Here is a 1,332-nt window from a genome sequence, read left to right on the forward strand (position 1 = left end):
TCCTTGAGCTTCACCCGCATGCGGTCGCCTCGGGTCTTCCGCTTAAGCAGGAAGCGCCCCTTTCGCGATTTACCGCAGATGAAGGTAAAGCCCAGGAATGCGAAGGTCTCCGATTTGCCGAGCCCGCGTTGCTTGCGGTCGACCGCCGCGAAGCGGCCGAACTCAATCAGGCGGGTCTTTTCCGGATGGAGCGACAGCATGAACTCCTCAAGCCTCGCGCGCATCGCATCGAGGAAACGACGGGCGTCGCCCTCGCGCTCGAAGCCGACGATTACATCATCGGCATAGCGCACGATGATCATGTCGCCGGTGGCCTCGCGCCGTCGCCAGCGGTTGACCCACAGGTCGAAGACATAGTGCAGGTAAATATTGGCCAGAAGCGGCGAAATCACCGAGCCTTGACCCGTGCCCCTGTCATCTACCGTCACGATCCCATCTTCGAGAATGCCCGCCTTCAGCCATTTCCGGATCAGGCGGATGATGCGCTTGTCGCCGATCCTGTGTTCCAGGAAGCGAACGAGCCAATCCTGGCTGACGCTCCCGAAAAAGTTCTGGATATCGGCGTCTACAATCCAGTTCACCCTCCGCGTGTTGATCGCTACGCACAGTGCATCCAATGCATCGTGCGACCCTCTACCGGGCCGAAACCCGTATGAGAAGCCGCAGAAGTCGCCTTCATAGATGGCATTGAGCACCATGACGGTTGCCCCTTGGACGATTTTGTCTTCCAGAGCGGCAATCGCCAGCGGCCGCTGCTTTCCATCTGCCTTCGGTATAAACGTCCGGCGAGACGGTTGCGGGCGGTACGCTCCCCGATGAACCCGTTCGTGCAGGTCCCTGAGCCGAGGCTCAAGGTCTGTCTCGTAATCCTGCCACGTCATGCCATCCACCCCGGGAGCGGCCTTGCGCTTGAGCACGTAGAACGCCGTCCGCAGTGTATCGACATTGATGTGGTGGAAGAGCGCGGTGAACTTCTCCTTCTTCCTCAGCCTTGCGGCTTGCCGTACGCGATCCAGCGACTGGGACATGCGAGCCCGGCTCTGTGTCCGGTGCATGTGTTGCTGTTCCGCGTTCCCCTTGGTCCCCGGCCTTGGCTCCACCAGCTCCGCCGCCGGTTGTCCGGCTTTGTTCGTCGGCTTCGCAGCTACTATGCCGGAGTCAGACTTCTCTGGATCGTGCATCAACGGCTACGGCTCCTCGCCTTCCCGTTGCGGACCATCCCCCCGTACTCCTGGGGCGTATGGCCAATCCAGAGATCTCCCGGTTCCCGCACAAGGAGCTTCCGCACATGCCAGGGTCTCAGACCACGCCGGATCGAACAGGCGCTCGCGA

The 1,332-nt window shown here is 61.0% G+C and carries 1 protein-coding gene; it reads right to left on the minus strand.

What is annotated here, in order from left to right:
* Window positions 1-1,181 (minus strand): group II intron reverse transcriptase/maturase (gene ltrA, locus NKI24_RS35730; protein WP_352750883.1); only part of this gene is annotated, 1,181 nt, incomplete at its 3' end.
* Window positions 1,182-1,332: the final 151 nt, after the last annotated feature.

The organism is Mesorhizobium sp. M0701 (assembly GCF_040320365.1).
GTDB lineage: Bacteria > Pseudomonadota > Alphaproteobacteria > Rhizobiales > Rhizobiaceae > Mesorhizobium.